The organism is Micromonospora sp. NBC_00389 (assembly GCF_036059255.1).
In the GTDB taxonomy this organism is placed as follows: domain Bacteria; phylum Actinomycetota; class Actinomycetes; order Mycobacteriales; family Micromonosporaceae; genus Micromonospora.
Genome location: NZ_CP107947.1, coordinates 5,409,226 through 5,424,453 on the forward strand (window position 1 = coordinate 5,409,226; position 15,228 = coordinate 5,424,453).

At 72.7% G+C, this 15,228-nt stretch carries 13 protein-coding genes; 4 read left to right on the forward strand and 9 right to left on the reverse strand.

All coding sequences use genetic code 11. The features are described 5' to 3' along the window. Window positions 1-101: 101 nt before the first annotated feature. Both smpB and OG470_RS25560 read right to left on the reverse strand, forming a co-directional pair. Window positions 102-593 carry an SsrA-binding protein SmpB gene (smpB, locus tag OG470_RS25555; RefSeq protein WP_328416160.1) on the reverse strand — a complete coding sequence of 164 codons (492 nt, stop codon included), beginning with the start codon at window positions 591-593 and terminating at the stop codon, window positions 102-104. 25 nt (window positions 594-618) lie between these two features. After that, a complete protein-coding gene (locus tag OG470_RS25560) occupies window positions 619-2,856 on the reverse strand; it encodes a hypothetical protein (protein ID WP_328416162.1) in 2,238 nt (745 codons plus the stop codon). Between the two features lie 152 nt (window positions 2,857-3,008). Between OG470_RS25560 and OG470_RS25565 the strand changes: the two genes are divergently transcribed. The 4 genes from OG470_RS25565 (at window position 3,009) to OG470_RS25580 (ending at window position 9,055) form a co-directional block, all read left to right on the forward strand. Continuing rightward, entirely contained in the window at window positions 3,009-4,676 is a 1,668-nt protein-coding gene (locus OG470_RS25565; RefSeq protein WP_328416164.1) for an FAD-dependent oxidoreductase, read from the forward strand. A 115-nt stretch (window positions 4,677-4,791) separates the two neighbouring features. Next, window positions 4,792-6,231 (forward strand): ATP-binding protein, encoded by a 1,440-nt coding sequence (locus tag OG470_RS25570; protein ID WP_328416166.1) that lies wholly within the window; start codon window positions 4,792-4,794, stop codon window positions 6,229-6,231. 102 nt (window positions 6,232-6,333) lie between these two features. Beyond that, window positions 6,334-6,966: a flavin reductase family protein gene (locus tag OG470_RS25575; RefSeq protein WP_328416168.1), complete on the forward strand. Its 633-nt coding sequence runs from the start codon at window positions 6,334-6,336 to the stop codon at window positions 6,964-6,966. 148 nt (window positions 6,967-7,114) lie between these two features. Beyond that, a complete protein-coding gene (locus OG470_RS25580) occupies window positions 7,115-9,055 on the forward strand; it encodes an ABC transporter ATP-binding protein (RefSeq protein ID WP_328426598.1) in 1,941 nt (646 codons plus the stop codon). Between the two features lie 149 nt (window positions 9,056-9,204). Here OG470_RS25580 and OG470_RS25585 read toward each other — a convergent pair whose 3' ends face one another. The 7 genes from OG470_RS25585 to OG470_RS25615 form a co-directional block, all read right to left on the reverse strand. Beyond that, window positions 9,205-9,720, reverse strand: coding sequence for an NUDIX domain-containing protein (locus OG470_RS25585; protein ID WP_328416170.1), 516 nt, complete (start codon window positions 9,718-9,720; stop codon window positions 9,205-9,207). A 64-nt stretch (window positions 9,721-9,784) separates the two neighbouring features. Continuing rightward, window positions 9,785-10,426: an SRPBCC family protein gene (locus tag OG470_RS25590; protein ID WP_328416172.1), complete on the reverse strand. Its 642-nt coding sequence runs from the start codon at window positions 10,424-10,426 to the stop codon at window positions 9,785-9,787. Between the two features lie 5 nt (window positions 10,427-10,431). Next, complete coding sequence (locus OG470_RS25595) at window positions 10,432-10,788, reverse strand: ArsR/SmtB family transcription factor (protein ID WP_328416174.1); 357 nt, start codon at window positions 10,786-10,788, stop codon at window positions 10,432-10,434. Between the two features lie 28 nt (window positions 10,789-10,816). Further along, window positions 10,817-12,916 (reverse strand): xanthine dehydrogenase family protein molybdopterin-binding subunit, encoded by a 2,100-nt coding sequence (locus OG470_RS25600; RefSeq protein ID WP_328416175.1) that lies wholly within the window; start codon window positions 12,914-12,916, stop codon window positions 10,817-10,819. Next, on the reverse strand, window positions 12,913-13,905 hold the full coding sequence (locus OG470_RS25605; RefSeq protein ID WP_328416177.1) for an FAD binding domain-containing protein: 993 nt from the start codon (window positions 13,903-13,905) through the stop codon (window positions 12,913-12,915). The genes OG470_RS25600 and OG470_RS25605 overlap by 4 nt, the downstream gene beginning before the upstream one ends. Continuing rightward, window positions 13,902-14,366 (reverse strand): 2Fe-2S iron-sulfur cluster-binding protein, encoded by a 465-nt coding sequence (locus OG470_RS25610; RefSeq protein WP_442931214.1) that lies wholly within the window; start codon window positions 14,364-14,366, stop codon window positions 13,902-13,904. Before OG470_RS25610 ends, OG470_RS25605 begins: the two co-directional genes overlap by 4 nt. A 175-nt stretch (window positions 14,367-14,541) precedes the next feature. Beyond that, window positions 14,542-15,216, reverse strand: a complete 675-nt coding sequence (locus OG470_RS25615) for a TMEM175 family protein (protein WP_328416180.1) — start codon at window positions 15,214-15,216, stop codon at window positions 14,542-14,544. Window positions 15,217-15,228 lie beyond the last annotated feature (12 nt).

The following is a 15,228-nucleotide window of genomic DNA, read 5'->3' on the forward strand; positions in this document are numbered from 1 at the left end:
TTAACGGCGCGAACTGAGCACACCACGTCCTCCGGACGACGTCAACGATGTCCGCGCGCGGCGTACCGCCGTTTTGCGGTCTCCGGGCGGTCAGGCGGCGGTCAGGCCCGGCGGGGGTGGCCCTTGAGGTGCCGGCCCAGTTCGCGGGCGATCTCCCGGTTGGCGTCCCGCTCGGCCAGCGTCTGCCGCTTGTCGTAGGTGCGCTTGCCCTTGGCCAGGGCCAGCTCGACCTTGGCCCAGCCGTTGTCGAAGTACATCGACAGCGGGACCAGGGTCACCCCGCCCTCGCGGACCTTTTCCAGGATCCGGTCGATCTCGGACCGGCGCAGCAGCAGCTTGCGGTTGCGCCGGGGGGCGTGGTTGGTCCACGTGCCGTAGGCGTACTCGGCGATGTGCAGGCCGTACAGCATGAGCTCGCCGTCGCGCTCGTGGGCGAACGCGTCCACCAGCGACGCCCGCCCCTCGCGCAGCGACTTCACCTCGGTGCCGACCAGCACGATCCCCGCCTCGTACGTCCGGAGCACGGTGTAGTCGTGCCGGGCCTTCTTGTTCGAGGCGATCAGCCGGCGTTCGGGCTGCTGGGACGGAGTCACCCGGCGACGATATCCGGCCGGCGGCTCAGGGGCTCAGCCGCCGGTCCGCGCGCAGCCGCTCAATCAGGTCCCGCTCCGCCGCCACGAACGACTCCTCCGACTCGCACGGCCAGTGGCCCAGGATCGGCGGTGGCACGCTGTCGTACGGCGGCGGCACCACGCCGTGTGGGTCGGCCCGCCGGGTGTCCACCGCCGCCATCGGCCCGGTCAGCGTCTCGTGGTCTCCGGGTCGGTGCCGGGCGAAGATCCAGCCACCGAGCGGGTCGGTGTCCCGCCACAGGTTCCTCCATCGCCAGCCGACGCGCTCGCCGATCTCCCGCAGCACCTCGTCGTTGACGTACGCGGGGAACAGCCGCGCGTACACCCGTTGCAGCGGCGACCCGTAGGTCAGCAGGGCGACCCGGTCGGTGACCCGGGGTGGCAGTTGCAGCACCGTGGCGGCGAGCAGCACCGACCCGTGGCTGTGCCCGGCCAGCAACACCCTCTCGCCCTGCTCGACCAGGTAGGTGATCCGCCGGGTCAGCTCCGGCACGGCCCGCTCGGCGTAGCAGGGCGGAGCGAAGGGGTGCGCGGCCCGGGGCCAGAAGGTGCCGAGATCCCACAGCACGCCCACGTACCGGCGGAACTGCGCCGTCCGGTACGCGAAGATGCCGCCGATCACCAACCCGAGCACGATCGCGGCGATCGCGTAGCTGCCCATCCCGATCAGGAAGTTGACCAGGTCGGCGGGCACACCGACGTAGCGCTGGATCACGTCGCCGGGATAGAGCTGGAGCAGGCCGAGCACGCTGGTGGCCAGGCCGAGCGCGGCCAGTCCCGCGTAGACCGTGGTGAGCGGTTCCAGCCGTTCGGTGAACCGGGCCCGGGCCACCGTCCGCTCGACCTGCCGCAGCCGGTCCGCCGCCTCCGGCGGCGCGTGCGGGAAGTCGGCGGCCACGATCGCCCTCGCGGCCCGCCACCGCCCAGGCCGGGTCAGCACCGTGACCACGCCGGCAACCAGCAGCGCGGTCAGCACCGCGATGAAAAACCCGAAGATCGCCCACTTGTACGCCAGTGGCGGGCTGGTGGCCAGCCCGTCAGCGGTGTCCCCGTCGCGGTCCAGCAGATCCGACACCCGGTAGACCAGCTCGGCGGAGAACGCCACGGCGAGGCCCGCGGCCACCGTGACGAAGACCGGCGCGCCCAGCGCCCGCAGCGGTGAGCTGCCCGGCGACCCGCCCCGCCGCCAGATCACCAGCGCGGCGAGTACGACCAGTAGCGCGGTCTGGCTGGCGAACAGCCAGGCCACGGTGGCGCCGTACCCGGGCAGCTCGCGGCTCTGCGGCCACGGCTGCGGACTACTGATGGTGTGCACGATCACCAGGATGGTCAGCCCGCAGGTGATCGTGCGCAGCCCGCGGGTGAGCCCGTCGACCCGGGCGGCCGGGCGGGGTCGGTCGATGCTCTGCACCACGGTGAGCAGGACCAGGCAGGCGAGCAGCACCGCCCCGGTGGCCACCAGCAGCAGCAGCAAATCCCACGAGGCACCCTGACTGGCCCGGGCGGCCAGCAGGCTGCCGTCCAGGGTGGCGAACGCGGCGGCGACGTGCACCGAGCGCAGCCGGCCCACCAGCGGTGCGCCGTCCCACTGGCCGACCGCACTCAACTGGGTCTCGGAGGCTGCGGGCTCCCGGGTCCGAAACGCGTCGAACGAGTGGCCGGGGCGCGCGCCCAGCCACCAGACGAGCCCGATGGCGGCGACCGGCACCAGCGCCAGCACGCCCAGGCGCATTCCGGGCGAACGCCCGCCGAGCCAGGACAGCCAGCTCCGCTCGGCCAGGCAGGACGAGGTGCCCATGCAGCGCCAGGCGACCAGGTCCAGCGCCACCCCGACGATGGACAGCACGTAGAGCATGGTGAGGGTGAGCGCGAGCACCCGGCACAGCGCGACGATGCCGTGCTTCGAGGCGCGGCTCGCCGGGCGCATCCAGAGCGCCACGTTGCAGAGCATGAACGGCAGCAGGAACACCAGCGACAGCGTCCGCACGGCCGTGCCGGACGGCAGGTCACTCCACCGGTACGCCTCCAGCGTCATTCCGCCCGTCCCGGTTTCGTCCGGGTAGCCCGGGCGTGGGCGGTAGAACCCGCCGCTGCGGTCCCCGGCGACCTGATGGACGTGCGGCCGGTCCAGCACCTGGTCCGCCCCGGCACCGGAGACGCCGTGCACCCGCAGCTCCACGATGCGGCCCGACGTCGTCGGTCCGGTCGGCGACGCGTCCGCCATAGGCCCCCCGAGGTGTGCGCGGCAGCTGGGCGGGTGGTCGGCGTGCGGCCACCCGCGCGGCGACCCGGCTTACCCGTCCCGGCCCCGGCCAAGCGTGCTTCGGCGGCCGGACCGACCCCGGCCGGTGCGGCGTACCCCGGTCAGGTGGTTTCATGGGCGCCATGGCGAACCCGGTGATCCTGACCGTCGACGACGACCCGGTGGTCTCCCGGGCGGTGGCCCGGGACATCCGCCGCCACTACGGCGACCGCTACCGGGTGCTGCGGGCCGCCTCCGGCCCGGAGGCGCTGGACGCGTTGCGGGAGGTCAAACTGCGCGGCGAGCAGGTGGCGCTGCTGCTGGCCGACCACCGGATGCCGGAGATGACCGGCGTCGAGTTCCTGGAGGCCGCGATGGACATCTTCCCGGCCGCCCGCCGGGTGCTGCTCACCGCGTACGCGGACACCGACGCCGCCATCGAGGCGATCAACGTGGTCGACCTGGACCATTACCTGCTCAAGCCCTGGCACCCGCCGGAGGAGAAGCTGTACCCGGTGGTGGACGGCCTGCTGGAGGCGTGGGCGCTCACCCCGGACGCGGCGACCACCGAGATCCGGGTGGTCGGTCACCGCTGGTCAGCGCCGTCGTTCAAGGTCCGCGACTTCCTGGCCCGCAATCTGGTGCCGTACCGCTGGCTGCTGGCCGACGATCCGGAGGGCGCCCGACTGCTCGACGCGGCGGGGGCCACCGAGGCGGACGTGCCGCTGGTGGTGACCGCCGAGGGTAAGGCGCTGATCGCGCCGAGCGAGGCCGAGTTGGCCGGGCTGGCCGGGCTGACCGTGGTGCCGGCGTCCGACTTCTACGACCTCGTGGTGATCGGCGCCGGCCCGGCCGGTCTGGGCTCGGCCGTGTACGGCGCGTCGGAGGGCCTGCGCACCGTGCTGGTCGAGCGGCGGGCGACCGGCGGGCAGGCTGGCCAGAGCAGTCGGATCGAGAACTACCTGGGCTTCCCGGACGGCGTCTCTGGCGCGCAGCTGACCGACCGGGCCCGGCGGCAGGCGGTGAAGTTCGGCGCCGAGCTGCTCAGTGCCCGGGAGGTGGTCGGCCTGACCGAGGCCGGCTCCGCCCGGCTGCTGCGCTTCGGCGACGGCACCGAGATCGCCGCGCACACCGTGGTGCTGGCCACCGGGGTCTCCTACCGGGTGCTTGACGCCCCCGGGCTGGCCGACTTCACCGGCCGGGGGGTCTTCTACGGCTCCACCGCCATGGAGGCGCCGAACTGCGTCGAGCAGGACGTCTACATCGTCGGCGGGGCCAACTCGGCCGGCCAGGCCGCAGTGCACTTCTCCCGGTACGCGGCCAGGGTGCACCTGCTGATCCGGGGCGCTGACCTGACCACCTCGATGTCGCGGTACCTGATCGACCAGTTGGAGCGGATCGACCGGATCACGGTGCACCCGCACACGGCCGTGGTCGGCGGCGCCGGGCAGGACCACCTGCAACGGCTCACCCTCTGCGACACCCGCACCGGGGAGGCCCGCTCGGTCGACACGTCCTGGCTGTTCATCTTCATCGGCGCCGAGCCCCGGACCGACTGGCTGGACGGGGTGCTGGTCCGCGACGGGCGTGGCTTCATCGTCACCGGTCCCGACCTGGTGACCGGTGGTCGGCGGCCGGCCGGCTGGTCGCTGTCGCGCGACCCGTACCACCTGGAGACCAGCCTGCCGGGGGTGTTCGCCGCCGGGGACGTGCGGGCCGAGTCGGTCAAGCGGGTCGCCTCGGCCGTCGGCGAGGGCGCCATGGCCGTGTCGCTCGTGCACCGCTACCTGGAGGCCCAGTGAGCGCGAGGAGTGAGCCGGGCCTGCGAGCCCCGCAGTCGCGAACCAAGGAGGCCCAGTGAGCGCGAGGAGTGAGCCGGGCCTGCCGAGCCCCGCAGTCGCGAACCAAGGAGGCCCAGTGAGCACCGAGACCGATCGCCTGACGCCCGCGCAGCTGCGCACCCTGTTCCTGTTCGAGGCACTCGACGAGGCGCAGCTCGACTGGCTGGCCGAACACGGCCGGGTCGAGCAGCGTGCCGGCGGCACCCTGGTGTACGGCGAAGGCGAGGCCGCCACCTGCTTCTTCGTGCTGCTGCGCGGCGCGGTGGCGTTGAGCCGGCAGGTGCGCGGCGACGACGTCGAGACCAGCCGGACCGACCAGCGCGGGGTGTACGGCGGGGCCACCCAGGCGTACCTGGGCGACCAGGTCGAGCAGATCTACCGCAACAGCCTGCGGGCGGTGACCGACGCGGAGTTCTTCGTGCTGCCGGCGGAGGACTTCGCGCACGCCCTGCGGTCCTGGTTCCCGATGCCCATGCACCTGCTGGAGGGGCTGTTCTTCGGGATGCGGAACAGCCAGACGATCGTCGGCGAACGGGAGCGGCTGCTGGCGCTCGGCTCACTCTCGGCGGGGCTGACCCATGAGCTGAACAATCCGGCCGCGGCGGCGGTGCGGGCCACCTCGGTGCTGCGCGACCGGGTCGCCGGGATGCGGCACAAGCTCGCGATGATCGCCGACGGCCGGCTGGACGGCCGGGCATTGCACGGGCTGGTCGCGTTGCAGGAGGAGGCGGTGGCCCGAGTGGCCACCGCGCCGAAGCTGACCCCGATGGCCACCGCCGACGCGGAGGACACCCTCACCGAGTGGCTGGAGGAGCGCGGGGTGAGCGGCGCCTGGGACCTGGCGCCGATCCTGGTCGGCGGCGGGCTCGACGTGGCCTGGCTGGGTCGGGTGAAGGAGGCGGTCGGCCCGGCGGACCTGGAGGCGGCGGTGCGCTGGCTCACCTACACCGTCGACACCGAGCTGCTGATGCGCGAGATCGGCGACGCGGTGACCCGGATCTCCGGCCTGGTCGGCGCCGCCAAGCAGTACTCCCAGCTGGACCGCGCGCCGTACCAGGTGGTGGACGTGCACGACCTGCTCGACGCCACGCTGGTGATGTTCAAGGCGAAGATCCCCGCCCAGGTCAAGCTGGTCCGCGAGTACGACCACGGCCTCCCGCCGGTCCCCGCGTACGCCGCCGAGCTGAACCAGGTGTGGACCAACCTGATCGACAACGCGCTGGGCGCGATGGGGGAGAAGGGCGTGCTGACCGTCCGCACCGGACGCGTCGGCGACCTCCTGGCCGTGGAGATCACCGACACCGGCCCCGGCATCCCGCCCGAGGTACGCCCCCGCATCTTCGAGCCCTTCTTCACCACCAAGCCGGTGGGCGCGGGCACCGGCCTGGGGCTGGACATCTCGTACCGGATCGTGGTGCACAAGCACCACGGCGACATCCGGGTGGAGACCGAGCCGGGGCGGACCACCTTCCGGGTGCTGCTGCCGGTCACCGAGGCCACACCGCCGACCCCCTGACCCGCGGAGTTGGCGGGCGTTCATCGCCTTCGCCCGGCGTGGCTGACCTGGAATGGTCGCTTCGGCGCGGGCCGAACGATGACGGCCGTACGGTCGGCGACCATGACGATCAGCCACACCCCAACCGCCACCGAGCACCTGACGATCAACCCGAGCATCCTGTACTTCGGCACCCCGGTGGCGCTGCTCAGCACCGAGAACGACGACGGCAGCGCCAACCTGGCACCGATCTCGTCGGCGTGGGCCCTCGGCCAGGTCGTCGTGCTGGGCCTCGGCCGCGATGGGCAGACCGCGCACAATCTCGCCGCTCGCCCCGACCTGGTGATCAATCTTCCCGCTGCTGACCAGTGGGAGGCTGTCGAGCGGCTGGCGCCGTTGACCGGACGGCACCCGGTGCCGGTGGCCAAGCGGGACCGGTTCCGACACGAGCCGGCGAAGTTCGAGGCCGCCGGCCTGCGGCCGCAGCCGTCGCGCTGCGTCCGACCGCCCCGGGTGGCCGAGTGCCCGCTGCACCTGGAGGCCCGTGCCACCCGGATCCACGCCGACGTCACTGACACGTTCCTCATCGTCGAGGCCCACGTCCTGGCGGTGCACGCCGACGCCCGCATCGTCCTGCCGGGCACCGACCATGTCGACCCGGCGGCCTGGCATCCGTTGATCTACAACTTCCGCCACTACTTCGGGCTCGGCGCCGAGCTGGGTCACAGCTTCCGCTCGGAGACGCCGGCCGGCTGACCTGGGTGACTCGGGATCTTCCGGTTGGTGACGACACGCCATTGGCACACCCGTGCGACGCGCCGATTACCTGAAGACATCGAACGGTTGCGGGCAGTAGTGTCGGGCGGCATCCGTGATCCCGCCCCGAGGAGGGTCCGTGGAGTCGATGGCCCGGCAGCGCACCGCTCCCCAGGACGACGATCCGCCGGGCGATCCGCCCGACACCATGCTGCCGGAGCTGGAGGATCGCGACTGGATGCACCACGCGCAGGAGTTCGCGCACACCAGTTTCTGGGCGGTGGCCCGCCGGCTGCCCCGGCTGGTCAGGGAGGCGGTCGGGCTGGCCTGGGCCACCAACCGCAGGGACACCGTCGCCTCCATCGGGCTCAACGTCGCCGCCGGGGTGATGACCACGTTCGGCCTGCTCGCCACGACCAGTGTGCTGCGCGAGTTGTTCGCCGCGGGTCCCACCCCGGACCGGGTCCGCTCGGCCCTGCCGGCGCTGATCGTGGCCGCTGCGGCGGTGTCGGCGCGCGGCGGTCTCACGATCGCGGCAGGCTGGGCCCAGGCCCGACTGACCCCGCAGATCAACTATCAGGTCGAGCTTCGGCTGTTCGAGGCCACCACGGCGGTGGACCTGGCCGCGTTCGACGACGCCGGCTTCGCCGAGGAGATGGATCGGGCGCGGGACCGGGGGATGGCGGAGGCGGCGTACATCGTCGACCACACCGTCAACCTGGTCACCGGTGTGGTCGGCATGCTCGCCACCGCGGTGGCGGTGACCGTCATCCAGCCGCTGCTGCTGCCCTGCCTGCTGCTCGCGGCGATACCCCAGGCGATCACTGCGGTGCGGATGGCCCGCCGGGAGTACCTGGCGATGCTGGCCCGGATCACCCGACGGCGTCGGATGTGGATGCTGGCCCACCTGATGGCCAACCGGCACACCGCCGCCGAGGTGCGCGCCTACCAGATGCGCGACTTCCTGCTGGCCGAGTATCGCGGGGTGATGGCCGTCGAGACCCGGGCCCAACTGCGCCTGGTCCGCTCGCAGACCGGCACCCGGGTGGTCGGCGCCACGGTGGCGGGCCTGGCCACCTTCGGGGTGTACGCGGTCCTCGGCGGCCTGTTGCTGAACGGGATGGTCGCCCTCGCGGCCGCGGCCACCGCACTGCTCGCCCTGCAGTCCGCGCGGACCAGCCTGGGCGTCGCGGTCATCGCCACCAACTCGCTGTACGAGGACGCCCTCTACTACCAGGACTACCGCGACTTCCTCGACCGCGCCCAGACCCGCGTGCCGATCGGCGGCGACCAGGTGGCCGAGGGTGTCGACGCGATCGAGGTGGACGAGGTGAGCCTGCGCTATCCGGACACCGACGCGCCGGCGGTGGACCGGGTCAGCCTGACCGTCCGGCGAGGCGAGGTGATCGCGCTGGTCGGCGAGAACGGCTCCGGCAAGACCACCCTGGCCAAACTGATCGCGGGGCTCTACCGGCCGACCGGCGGGGTGATCCGCTGGGACGGCGTCGACGCCGCTGAGCTCGACCCACGCGCCCTCGGCGCGCAAGTGGCCGTGATGACCCAGGAATGGTGGAAGTTCCCGTTCACCGCCGGGCAGAACATCCGCGTCGGCCGGCACGACCGCCCGCCGGAGCGACCCGGCCCCAGCGTGCAGGAGGCAGCCGGAGCGGCCGCCGCGCACGACATGATCGTCGGCCTGCCGCACGGCTATGACACCCTGCTCGACCGGGAGTTCAAGGATGGGCACGAGCTGTCCGGCGGGCAGTGGCAGCGGCTGGTCGCCGCTCGCGGCCTCTACCGCGACGCCGCGCTGCTGATCTGCGACGAACCGTCGGCCGCGCTGGACGCCCGCGCCGAACACGCCCTATTCCAGCACCTGCGCCGCCGACCCGACCGAGCGGTCGTCCTGATCACCCACCGGCTGGCCAACGTCCGGCACGCCGACCGGATCTTCGTCATGGACCGGGGTCGACTCGTCCAGCACGGCAACCACGACGAGCTGATGGCGGCCGGCGGTCTCTACCGGGAGCTGTTCGAGCTCCAGGCCGCCGGCTACCTCGCCGGCACTGACGACGCACTACCCCGCTGACACCCGCGCCGATCGCGCGGCTGTCGCGCCGACCGAACCGACTCAAGATCGCGCTAGATCCTGGTCGTAGTGGCCTCCAACCGCGCCGATACCACTACAACCAGGATGCAGCGCGATCTTGACCCGGGAGAGGCCGGGGGAGTGGGAGGTCAGGCGCGGCGGTTGGGGGTGAGGAAGTCGGCGAGCACCCGGGTGTGGGTGGAGAACGCCAGCTCGACCGGGTCGGTGAGCACCAGCCACTCGGTGGCCTCCTCGGTCGGCGCCGACGGCGGCAGTTCCTCGATCGGCCGCTCGGGCAGCACTCCGAAGATCATCATGGTGCCGCCGGCCGGTGCCCCGTGCACCGCGAAGAGGCGGGCGCCCTCGGCCGCCGCGACCAGCCCGGTCTCCTCCCGCAGCTCACGGACCAGCGCGTCGGACCACTCCTCGCCGTACTCGATGAAGCCGCCGGGCAGCGCGAGCAGCCCGCGGGCCGGCGCGATGTCCCGGCGGACCACCACCACGCCCAGGCCCTCGGCGGTGCGGACCGGCAGCACCGCCACCGCGACGGGCAGCGGGTTGCGCCAGACGGTCTCGCCGCAGCCCGCGCAGACCCGCGGCCACCCGGCCGTCGCCGGGTAGGCGGCGCCGCAGTAGGAGCAGTGCGAGTACGGCGAACCGATCATGCGGCTGCACGTTACCCGCACCGCCGCCGTCGATCGGAGGACGGCGGCGGCGCGGGGGATGTGCTCAGGCGGTCGGGGCGCCGGTGTAGAAGGCGGTGGTGCGCTCGGCGGCGGCCTTTGCCTCGTCGGCGTCGGTGCCGGCGGCGGTGCTCGCCTCCCCCCACAGTTGGCTGCTCAGCTCCATGAACCGGCGCCCCTCGTCGGAGGCGCTCCACTCGACGCTCTGCTCCGGCGAGACCCCGCTGCCGTCGCCGGCCAAATAGGAGGCGAGGCCGAGCAGGCCCAGGTCCCACCCGACGCCGACGGCACCCGGGCCGAACTGGGCCCACCGGTCCTGGTCGACATGCGCGATGTGGTCCAGCTCGAAGCGGGTCCGCTCGGCGTCCACCGGGGTGAGCCGCACCTCGATCCAGCTCACCTCGTTGCCGTACTCCCAGGTGGCGGTGAAGCGGTGCGGCGGGTCGCAGGTCTCGATGGTGCCGCCCGCGTTGCCCTCGAGCTGGTAACGCCCGTGCAGCCGCAGGTCGCCGGAGATCGGCAGGAACCAACGCGGAATACGTTCGGCGTTGGTGCAGGCATCCCAGAGATCTTCGAGCGTCGCGTGGTACGTCTGGCTGACCGTGCTCACCCGGGCCTCGCCGGCCTCCAGGGTGCGGCTGCCGACCGTGCGCTGGACGGCGTTGATCTGCTCGGTCGCGTCGATCATCGTGTCTACCTCTCTTCGGGGTCTCCTGGCCCACGCAGCCGACGCTCGCGTCGGCCCCGGGCCAGCTCGGTGGCGAGTGCCGCCAGGGGCGGGGTCCAGAACCGGCGAAAGTGCTCCAGCCAGCCGTCGACCTCGCGCAGCGGGCGCGGGTCGACCGCGTACAGCCGCCGGGTACCCTCCGGCCGCACGGTGGCGAAGCCGTTGTCCCGCAACACCTTGAGGTGCTGCGACACGGCGGGCTGTGAGATGCCGAACTCGTCACGGATCACCGCGCTGACCGCGCCGGCGGTCTGCTCGCCGGCGGCGAGCAGCTCCAGGATGCGGCGCCGGACCGGATCGCCCAGCACGTCGAAAGCGTGCACGACGAGCTTTATATCATTGCCGGCTTATTTAAGCCAAGGGTGATAGACCGATCAGCTTGTCCAGCCGGATCGGCAGGTCGCGTATCCGCACCCCGGTGGCATGGTGCACGGCGTTGGCGATCGCCGCCGCGGCGCCGACGATGCCGATCTCGCCGATGCCCTTCACCCCGGCCGGGTTCAGCTCGGCATCCTGCTCGTCGATCCAGTGCGCCTCGATCCGCTCCACGTCCGCGCAGCCGGTGATGTGGTAGGTGGCCAGGTCGTGGTTGACCCAGTCGCCGTACCGCTCGTCGAGCAGGCCCTCCTCGTGCAGGGCCATCGAGATCCCCATCGTCATGCCGCCGATGAGCTGGCTGCGCGCGGTCGTCGGGTTGACCACCCGCCCGGGGGCGAACACCCCGAGCAGCCGGTTCACCCGCACCTCGCCGGTGTCCGCGTCCACCCGGACCTCGACGAAGTGCGCCCCGTACGCGTACCGGGGCAGCGCGGGCTGCGCGCCCACCTCGTCGGCGGTGTTCACCTCGGCGGTCACCTCGCCGTCGGCCGGCACCCCCTCGGGGGCGTCCCGCAGCTTCTCGCGTAGCGCGTCACACGCCCGGATCACCGCCCAGCTCCACGAGGCGGTGCCCATCGACCCGCCGGCCACCCCTGCAGCCGGCAAGTCGCTGTCGCCGATCCGGATCTCCACCCGCTCCGGCGGCACCCCCAGCGCGTCCGCCGCCACCTGCCAGAGCGCGGTCCGGGCGCCGGTGCCGATGTCGGTGGCGTCGATCCGCACCAGGAATCCGCCGTCGGAGCGCGCGGTGGCCGCCGCGGCGGCGGCGTGCGACCGGGCCGGATAGCTCGCGCCGGCCACCCCGGTGCCGATCAGCCAGCGCCCGTCGCGCCGGGCTCGCGGTGTCGGATCCCGGTCGGCCCAGCCCAACCGCTGGGCGCCCTCGCGCAGGCAGGCGACCAGGTTGCGGCTGGTGAACGGCCGTCCCAGCTCGGGGTCGACCTCCGGGTCGTTGCGGATCCGCAGCTCCACCGGGTCGATGCCGACGGCAATGGCCAGCTCGTCCATCGCCGATTCCAGCGCGTACGCGCCGGGGCACTCTCCCGGGGCGCGCATCCAGAACGGCGTGGGCACGTCGAGGCGCACCAGCCGGTGCGTGGTGCGTCGGTGCGGTGCGGCGTACATGCTGCGGGTGTAGACGGCGGTCTGTTCGGCGAACTCGCGGAGGGTCGAGGTCTGGCTGATCGCGTCGTGGCAGATCGCGGTGAGCCGTCCGTCGGTGTCGGCGGCGAGCCGGACCCGCTGGATGGTGGGGGTGCGGTAGCCGATCGGGCCGAACAGCTGCTGCCGGGTCAGCGCCAGCCGGACCGGCCGGTCCACGTGCCGGGCCGCCAGCGCGGCCAGCACCACCGCCGCCTTGGCGTACCCCTTGCTGCCGAAGCCGCCGCCGACGTGCTCGGTGATCACCCGGATCGCCTCCCGGGGCATCTCGAACAGCTCGGCCAGGGCGGCCTGCACCGGCGCGGCGCCCTGGTTGGAATCGTGTACGAGCAACCGTTCCCCAAGCCACTGCGCGGTGGTGGCGTGCGGCTCCATCGGGTTGTTGTGGTAGGCCGGCGTCCGGTACGTGGCGTCCACCCGGACCGGAGCGGCCGCGTACCCGGCGTCGAAGTCACCCTCGGCGGTGTCCGTCGGGTAGCTGGGGTTGACGTGGTCCGGCCGGTACAGGCCGGGATGGTCGGCGGTGAGCACGGTGCTGTGCGGCCCGGCGTCGTAGTCGATCCGGACCAGCCGGGCGCCCTCCCGGGCCGCCTCCAGGCTGGTGGCCACCACCACCGCGATCAGTTGCCCCCGGTAGCTCACCACCGGCTCCTGCAACAGCCAGAGGTCCGGCTCGGGCCCGGGCGCGAGCCGTGGCGCGTTGCCGTGATGCAGCACGGCCAGCACGCCGGGCAGCGCGAGCGCCGGCTCGGCGTCGACCCGGGTGATCCGACCCCGGACCACCGCCGCCGGTACCGCCCAGCCGTAGGTGACTCCGTCCACCGGGTACTCCACCGCGTACCGCGCCGTGCCGGTGACCTTCTCCGGACCCTCCATCCGGGGGTACGCCCGACCGACCGCGCCGGCGCTCACGGCGGCGTCCCCTCGGCCAGTTCAGTGAGCGCCCGTACCGTGATCGCCCGGGTCAACGGCAGCTTGAAGCCGTTGTGCCGCAACGGGCGCGCCTCGGCCAGCTCGGCGTCGGCGGCCCGCGCCGCCAGCTCCGGGCTGAACGGCTGACCCCGCAGCTCCTCCTCGGCCCGGTAGGCCCGCCACGGCCGGTGCGCCACCGCCCCGTACGCCAGTCGGACGTCGCGGACCACGTCGCCGTCGAGGTCCAGCGCCGCGGCCACCGAGCCAGCGGCGAAGGCGAACGAGGCCCGGTCCCGCACCTTGAGGTACGTCGAGCGGCGGGCCATCGGCAGCGCCGGCAGCCGGACGGCGGTGATCAACGCACCCCTGGCCAGCGTGGTCTCCCGCTCCGGATGCTCCCCGGGCAGGCGGTGCAGCGCGGCGAGCGGAATGTCGCGGGCGCCGCCGGCCTCGTGCACCTCCACCACCGCGTCCAGCGCGGCCAGCGCGACCGCCAGGTCCGACGGGTGGGTGGCCACGCACTCATCGGACCAGCCCAGCACGGCCAGGTCGCGATTCTGGCCGTGCCGGGCGGCACAACCGCTTCCCGGTTCGCGCTTGTTGCACGCCTTGCCGGTGTCCTGGAAGTAGACGCAGCGGGTGTGCTGCAACAGGTTGCCGCCGGTGGTGGCGAGGTTGCGCAACTGCCCGGAGGCCGCGGCGAGCAGGGCGCGGGCCAGCACCGGGTAGTCCCGACGGACCACCGGGTGGGCGGCCAGGTCGCTGTTGCGCACCGTCGCGCCGATCCGGAGCCCGCCGTCGGGCAGCTCCTCGACCGCGTCCAGCGGCAGCCGGTTCACGTCCACCAGCAGGTCGGGCCGCTGCACACCGAGCTTCATCAGGTCCACCAGGTTGGTCCCGCCGGCCAGGTACGCCGCCTGCGGCTCGGCGGCCAGCACGGCGACCGCCTCGGCCACGTCGGCCGGCCGGTGGTAGCGGAACGGCCTCACGTCGTCACCGCCGTCTCACGGACGGCCGCGACGATGTGCGGGTACGCGGCGCAGCGGCACAGGTTGCCGGCCATCCGCTCGCGGATCTCCGTGTCGGTCAGCTCGGCCGGTGCGGTGAGGTCGTCGGTGACCGCACTGGGCCAGCCCTGGGCGACCTCGTCGAGCATGCCGCGGGCGGAGCAGAGTTGGCCGGGGGTGCAGTAGCCGCACTGGAACGCGTCGTGCGCGACGAAGGCAGCCTGGAGTGGGGACAGCTCGTCCGGCCCGGCCAGTCCCTCCACGGTGAGCACGGACCGGCCGTCCAGGGTGACCGCGAGGACCAGGCAGCTCTTCACCCGGCGGCCGTCCAGCAGCACGGTGCAGGAGCCGCACTGGCCGTGGTCGCAGCCCTTCTTCGCCCCGGTCAGGCCGAGCCGCTCGCGCAGGGTGTCCAGCAGCGTGGTGCGGTTGTCCAGGGTCAGCTCCCGTGGCGCGTCGTTGACCTCGAACGTGACCCGGGACGAGTGCCGCTCGTCGGTGGTTGTCTCGCTGTCCGGTCTGCCCTGCACCGGCCCAGACTAGCTTTACTGGTACATATGCGGGCGAATAACCCATGGAGCTGCGTGCGGGAGGTGATCGGAGTGCCGGACCCGCCGATCACCGCCGGGCTGTTGCTGGCCGCCGGTGCAGCCCCTCGCTGGTGAACGCGTGATACATGACCATGACGATGACGCCGATCAGGCCCAGCAGGGGGTTGACGAACCAGCCGAGCAGGCCGCTGAGCCCGTAGAGGACCAGGCCGGTGACCGGTCGCAGCCGCTGCGTCCGCACGTACTCCGGACTGACCTCGCGCTGGAGCAGCGCCGGGTGGCGGCGCAGGTAGCCGAAGAACACCAGCCAGGGGGCCGACATCAGGGCAGCGGCCAGCGCGTACAGGGCGACGGCGGCGCGGCGGTCGGCGGTGTCACCGTGGGTGAACGCGGACGCCAGCACGGCGGTGGGGAACGGGATGATCACCGCGCCGAAGAGAATGCCGAGGTTGATCCAGCTCAGCGCGAGGGTGGTGCCGCGGATCAGCCGGACCAGCGCGTGGTGGTTGAGCCAGAGCACCCCGATATAGATGAAGGACACCACGAAGGCCAGGTAGGACGCTCCCTCGTCGAGCAGCCCCGTCAGCAACTCACCCTCGTGGTATTCCGGCACCCGCAGCTCGATGACCAGCAGCGTGATGACGATGGCGAAGACGCCGTCGCTGAACGCGGTCAGCCGGTCCGTCTCGGACATCCGTAGCCCGGCGTCGGGTTGCCCGACCTCGTCGGCTGCTGCGGCCATTCGGGAAGGCTA